This is a genomic window from Streptomyces sp. 13-12-16 (genome assembly GCF_002114215.1).
Lineage (GTDB): Bacteria > Actinomycetota > Actinomycetes > Streptomycetales > Streptomycetaceae > Streptomyces.
In genome coordinates, this window is the sequence record NZ_NCTE01000696.1 from 1 (window position 1) to 6,128 (window position 6,128).

At 73.0% G+C, this 6,128-nt stretch carries 5 protein-coding genes and 2 pseudogenes; 4 read left to right on the forward strand and 3 right to left on the reverse strand.

Annotated elements, in window-relative coordinates:
• Both B7767_RS26460 and B7767_RS26465 read left to right on the forward strand, forming a co-directional pair.
• Positions 1 to 454 (forward strand): annotated as a pseudogene (locus B7767_RS26460) (ATP-binding protein); the annotation flags it as partial.
• Positions 451 to 1,116, forward strand: coding sequence for a response regulator transcription factor (locus tag B7767_RS26465; RefSeq protein ID WP_073936765.1), 666 nt, complete (start codon positions 451 to 453; stop codon positions 1,114 to 1,116). The pseudogene B7767_RS26460 and the gene B7767_RS26465, both read left to right, overlap by 4 nt.
• 6 nt (positions 1,117 to 1,122) lie before the next feature.
• On the opposite strand, the gene B7767_RS26470 is transcribed toward B7767_RS26465, so the two are convergent.
• A complete protein-coding gene (locus B7767_RS26470; protein ID WP_179167293.1) occupies positions 1,123 to 1,779 on the reverse strand; it encodes a phosphatase PAP2 family protein in 657 nt (218 codons plus the stop codon).
• 174 nt (positions 1,780 to 1,953) lie between these two features.
• On the opposite strand from B7767_RS26470, the gene B7767_RS26475 reads away from it, so the two are divergent.
• Positions 1,954 to 2,808 (forward strand): hypothetical protein, encoded by an 855-nt coding sequence (locus B7767_RS26475; protein WP_085574389.1) that lies wholly within the window; start codon positions 1,954 to 1,956, stop codon positions 2,806 to 2,808.
• 115 nt (positions 2,809 to 2,923) lie between these two features.
• On the opposite strand, the gene disA is transcribed toward B7767_RS26475, so the two are convergent.
• The gene (gene disA, locus B7767_RS26480) at positions 2,924 to 4,048 is read right to left on the reverse strand and encodes a DNA integrity scanning diadenylate cyclase DisA (RefSeq protein ID WP_085574390.1); all 1,125 of its coding nucleotides are present in this window, start codon (positions 4,046 to 4,048) and stop codon (positions 2,924 to 2,926) included.
• An 81-nt stretch (positions 4,049 to 4,129) separates the two neighbouring features.
• Positions 4,130 to 5,539, reverse strand: a complete 1,410-nt coding sequence (gene radA, locus B7767_RS26485) for a DNA repair protein RadA (RefSeq protein WP_085574391.1) — start codon at positions 5,537 to 5,539, stop codon at positions 4,130 to 4,132.
• A 250-nt stretch (positions 5,540 to 5,789) separates the two neighbouring features.
• Between radA and B7767_RS26490 the strand changes: the two are divergent.
• A pseudogene (locus B7767_RS26490) lies at positions 5,790 to 6,128 on the forward strand (hypothetical protein); the annotation flags it as partial.

Consider the following 6,128-nt stretch of genomic DNA (forward strand, 5'->3'; position numbering starts at 1 on the left):
CGTCCCCGCGCGGGCGGCCACGGCGCTCGAACCGCCCCGCCCCGCCTCCGCCCCCTTCACCCGCGCCCGCCGCCGTGTCGCCACCGGACTCGGTGCCGCCGCCGGCGCGGGCGTCGTCCTGGTCGGCGCCGCCTTCGGCTGGTACGCGTACACCGAGACGCACTCGGTGCTGGAACCCGCCGCGTACGCCGGACTGCGCCCGGGCACACCGTCCGCGGAGGTCGAGCGGGTGCTGCCGGACCGGCACATCCAGGACCCGCCGACGGAGCGTGCCCCCGCGCCGCCCGAGGGCACCGACTGCCGCTACTACCGCGCGAGCGGCGAGCTCTTCGTCTCCGTCGACCACTTCCGGCTCTGCTTCGACGAACGGGGCCGCCTGGCCGCCAAGAACGTGATCCCGCGCGTCGGCACGTCCGGTGAAGAGCGGGACGAGTACGAGGAGTTCGCACCGTGATCCGGGTTCTGCTGGCCGACGACGAGGCGATGGTGCGCGCCGGGGTGCGCGCCATCCTGGGGAGCAGCGGCGAGACGGAGGTGGTCGCCGAGGCGGGCGACGGCCGCGAGGCCGTCGAGCTGGTCCGGGCGCACCGCCCCGACGTGGCGCTGCTCGACATCCGCATGCCCCGCCTGGACGGGCTCGCGGCGGCCGAGGAGATCGTCCGCACCGTCCCCGGCACGGCGGTCGCCATGCTCACCACCTTCTCCGAACGCGCCTACGTCGCCCGTGCCCTCGGCGGCGGCGCCACCGGCTTCCTGCTGAAGTCCGGCGACCCGTACGAACTCATCGCGGGCGTAAGGGCGGTGGCGGGCGGGGCGGCCTTCCTGTCGCCCAAGGTGGCCCGGTACGTCATCGAGGGCCTCGGCGGGGCCGACGGCGGCGGCCGGCTGGCCCGGGAGGCCGAGGCGCACGCGCGCGTGGCGGTGCTGAGCCCGCGCGAACGCGAGGTCCTCGGCCTGGTCGGGGCCGGACTGTCCAACCCGGAGATCGCCGCCCGGCTGCACCTCGTCGAGGGCACGGTGAAGGCGTACGTCAGCGCGGTCCTCGACCGGCTCGGCGTGCGCAATCGCGTACAGGCGGCGATCGTCGCCTACGAGGCGGGCCTGGTGGCGGGCTGAACCCGCTCAGCGGCGCCGGTGCGTGGCGTACGGCGGCACCGCGCGGGTGACGGGTTCCGGCCGCCCCGGCCCGGTGAACCACCGCGCGGTGGACGCCGACGAGGCGCGCATCGCCTCCGCGAGCCGGACCGCCGGTCGTGTGCCCAGTCGTACGACGGCGAAGGCGACGACCGTGCCGAGCAGCAGGCCCGCCGCCACGTCGTGCGGGTAGTGCACGCCGACGAACACCCGGGAGAACGCCATGAGCAGGGCCAGCGGGGCCGTCAGCCAGACGAGCGCGCGCCGGACCAGGACCAGCGCGAGGGCGGAGGCGCCCGCGATCGTGGCGTGGTTGCTCGGGAACGACCAGTCGCCGTGCGGCGGGCACTCCGCCAGCGACGGCGCGGCACCGGCGACCGCCCGGCACGGACGCTCCTCGGTGACACCGGACTTGAGCACCTCGCTGCATACGTACGCCACAGCCGTGGCCAGAGGTGCAAGGACCGCTGTCGCGAACGCGCGGGTGCCGGAGTGCCGTGCCCGCCACCAGCCGGCCACGAACAGCGCGACGAACACCAGCAGTCCGGCCTCCGTCCCGATCTCGGCCGTGTGCCGTACCCACGCCGGGGTGTCGTACGCGTAGTCGGTGATGTCGCGGTAGAGCCCGCTGTCCACGAAGTCCATGGTCACGCACGGTAGGCGAGGCGCCGATACGGTCACACCCCGCGATCGTCGCGTGCCGTACCTGACGAAGGACAGGGGTCACAGGGCTCTTACCGGAATGATGATCCGGAAAAGTTGTGCTCGGAGCGGCGGGTGGGACAAGTTAACGCGCCGATCTCTCGTACAGTTTGCGCCGTGGGATCTCTGCGCAATCCGGTCGGGCCGCTTCCCTCCACCATCTACTGGCGTCGGAGGGCCGTACTGCTGTCCGTGCTGGCCTTGTTGGCGCTGTTGATCACCTGGGTGGTGGTCTCCGGCGGCGGAGGCGGCGGCGACCGTGACAACGGGGCCAACGGCAAGAATCCCGCGCCGTCCATCACTCCGGGACCGTCGAGTTCGGGGCCGGCGATCAGTCAGGCACCGGGCGGGCGCGACGAGTCGGGGTCCGGCGGATCCGACGGCGGGTCCGGCGGGTCGGACGGTTCGTCGTCCGGGTCCGGTGACGAAGGGGCCGACGGAGATCCCGCGGACTCCGGTGGCGGTGACGGCGGTGGCGCCGGGGGCGGCGCGGGCGGCGGTTCCGAGGGCGGTACGTCGGCGGGGGTCGGCGCGGGTGACGCGCTGCCGGCCGGATCGGGGTCCTCGCTGCCCAACTGCACGGCGAACGCGGTGAAGTTCACTCTGCGCAGCTCCCACAACTCCTACGAGCCCGGGCAGACGCCCACGTTCCTGCTCACCGCGCGGAACACCTCCGGCAGCGACTGCAAGGTCGATCTCGGCCCGGACAACGCGGTGTTGACGATCATTCCGGCGAGTGCCGAGGACGCGTACTGGGCGTCGGACGACTGTCCGAAGGGGGCACGGAGCCTGGTGTTCCGGGTACCGGCGGAGGACAGCATCACGTACACCGTGAAGTGGGACCGCAAGGCGAGTGAGCCGGAGTGCGCGACGCCGAAGGCCGGCACGGCCGGTGCGGGCACCTACCTGGTGGAGGCGAAGGCCCCGGGCTTCGAGAAGGTACGGACGTCGTTCGTGCTGAAGGCGGCCTGACGCCTGACTGCGGGCCGTCGTGCCGCTGGGTGCATCCCCTCCGGGGGGAGGCACCCCGCAGACGCGGGTGGGGAAACCCCACCCCCGGCCGGCAGCAGCCAGGGGCCGGGGCTCCCTAGACGTACCGCTCGAGGATCGAACTCTCCGCCAGCCGCGACAGCCCCTCACGCACGCTCCGCGCCCGCGCCTCCCCGACCCCGTCCACGGTCTGCAGGTCGTCCACACTGGCGGCGAGCAGCTTCTGCAGCCCCCCGAAGTGCTCCACCAGCCGGTCGATGATCGCCCCCGGCAGCCGCGGCACCTTGGCCAGCAACCGGAACCCGCGCGGAGACACCGCGGAGTCCAGCGTCTCCGGAGAACCGGTGTACCCCAGCGCACGGGCCACCGTCGGCAGCTCCAGCAGCTCCGCGTGCGTGAGCACGTTCAGCTCGTGCAGCGCCTCGTCGACCGTGCGGGAACGCTTGGCGGTGGGCTCGGGGACGTAGTCCCGTACGACCAGCTCGCGCTCCGGCTCCACGCCCGCGATCAACTCGTCGAGCTGCAGGGCGAGGAGACGGCCGTCGGTGCCCAGTTCGACCACGTATTCGGCGATTTCGGTGGCGATGCGGCGTACCATCTCCAGCCGCTGTGCGACCGCCGAGACGTCCCGGACGGTCACCAGGTCCTCGATCTCCAGCGCCGACAGCGTGCCCGCGACCTCGTCGAGACGGAGCTTGTAGCGCTCCAGGGTGGCCAGCGCCTGGTTGGCGCGGGACAGGATCGCCGCCGAGTCCTCCAGGACCCGCCGGTGGCCGTCGACGTACAGCGCGATCAGGCGCATCGACTGGGAGACGGAGACGACCGGGAAGCCGACCTGCTTGGAGACGCGGTCGGCGGTGCGGTGCCGGGTGCCGGTCTCCTCGGTGGGGATGGTCGGGTCCGGCACCAGCTGGACGCCCGCCCGCAGGATCTTGGACAGGTCGGACGACAGCACGATGCCGCCGTCCAGCTTGCACAGTTCACGCAGCCGGGTCGCGGTGAACTCGACGTCCAGCACGAAACCGCCGCTGCACAGCGTCTCGACGGTCTTGTCGGAACCGAGCACGATGAGACCGCCGGTGTTGCCGCGGAGCACGCGCTCCAGGCCGTCACGCAACCCGGTACCGGGTGCCACGGCGCTCAGCGAGGCGCGCATCAGACCATCGGAACCGGCACTCCCACCGGATTTTCCGGGAGCTGCTGCCCGGTCGTTGGCTGCCACTGCACTCCTCCGGTCGCAGGTTCTGGGGCACCGTCGTTTCGCACACTCGGTTCGTACGGACGGGCGAGACCTGGGCAAAGTCTACCGGCGGTCCTCCGTCTCCCGTGGGGCCTCTCGGCGACGGGAGCGCGGAAGGACCCGCAGGGCGTCCCCGATGTCCGCCACTTCCAGCACCTTCATGCCCGGCGGGACCTTGCCCGGATCGGCCGGTACCAGGGCGTGCGTGAAGCCCAGGCGGTGTGCCTCGGCGAGCCTGCGCTGGACGCCCGTGACCCGTCTCACCTCACCGGCGAGGCCGACCTCGCCGATCGCGACCAGGTTCTTCGGCAGCGGGGTGTCGCTCGCCGCCGACGCCAGCGCGAGCGCGACGGCCAGGTCCGCGGCCGGTTCCGAGAGCTTCACCCCGCCCACCGTCGCGGAGTAGATGTCCCGTTTGCCCAAGGCGCTGATCCGGCCGCGCTGTTCCAGCACCGCCAGCATCATCGACACGCGTGAGGTCTCCAGGCCGGACGTGGTGCGCCGGGGCGAGGGGATCTGCGAGTCGACCGTGAGCGCCTGCACTTCGGCGACCAGGGGGCGGCGGCCCTCCAGGGTGACGGTCAGGCAGGTGCCCGGGACCGGTTCGTCACGACGGGTCAGGAAAAGTCCGCTGGGGTCCGCGAGGCCCGTGATGCCCTCGTCGTGCAGCTCGAAGCAGCCCACCTCGTCCGTGGTGCCGTAGCGGTTCTTGACGCCGCGCACCAGACGCAGGCGCGCGTGCCGGTCGCCCTCGAAGTGCAGGACGACGTCCACCAGGTGCTCCAGCAGGCGCGGACCCGCGATCGCGCCGTCCTTGGTGACGTGGCCCACGAGGAGCGTGGACATCCCGCGCTCCTTGGAGGCCCGGATCAGCGCGCCGGCCACCTCGCGGACCTGGGCCATGCCGCCCGGGGCGCCGTCGATCTCGGGGGACGCCACCGTCTGCACCGAGTCCATGATCAGCAGGGACGGCTTCACCGCGTCCAAGTGGCCGAGCACGGCGGACAGATCCGTCTCGGCGGCGAGGTACAGGTGGTCGTCGATGGCGTGGATGCGGTCGGCGCGCAGCCGGACCTGGCTCGCGGACTCCTCCCCGGTGACGTACAGCGTGCGGTGCTCGTCGCTCGCCGACTTGGCCGCCACGTCCAGCAGCAGCGTGGACTTGCCCACGCCCGGCTCACCCGCGACCAGCACCACCGCGCCGGGCACCAGGCCGCCGCCGAGCACCCGGTCCAGCTCGGGCACGCCGGTGGAGCGGGCGGTGGCCTGACGGCCGTCGACCTGGCCGATGGGCAGGGCGGAGGTGGTGACCCGGCCGGGTGCCGTCGTACGGACCGCGGGCGCGCCGTACTCCTCGATCGTCCCCCAGGCCTGGCACTCGGGGCAGCGACCGAGCCACTTGGCCGTCTGCCAGCCGCACTCGGTGCAGCGGTAGGACGGTCGGTCCTTGGTGGTCTTGGTACGGGCAGCCATACGAGAACGGTAACGGCAGGCACTGACAGCGGGGTGTGCCCGCCCTCCGGGGGCTGCCGCCCCCGGCCCCGCCCGGGACCCCGCTTCGGCCCGAACGGCCTCGTCCCCGGGCGCCGGACGGGCCGCCCGAGCTCGCCGGAACCGTGAAGGGAAAGGTTCCTGTCCCCGATAGAGGGATCGTTTCACCCGTACGGATTAAAAGCGCGCAGCGCTCCGGTGGGCGCCGCCCCACGCCCCCTACGGTCGCCGGATGACGAGCAGCGGCCCGGAGACCTCGACCCGCACGACCGGAACCCACCGGACGCACCGGGAAGTGCGCGACCGCGGGGCCGCGCGCACGCTGGCCCAGCGGCCGGACACCCGCTACGAGTCCCATCTGGACGGCCTGTTCACCTACTGCCTGTCCGTCCTGTGCGACCACGACGCGGCGACCGCCGCCCTGGCCGAGGTCCTCGTGCTCGCGGAACGCCGCGGCCGGCACGTCCCCGACGAGCTCGGGAGCCGCAGGGCCTGGCTGTACGCCCTGGCCCGCTGGGCGTGTCTGCGCAGGCTGGCCGAGGCCGGGCGGCAGCGCCGGGCCGCCCGCGCC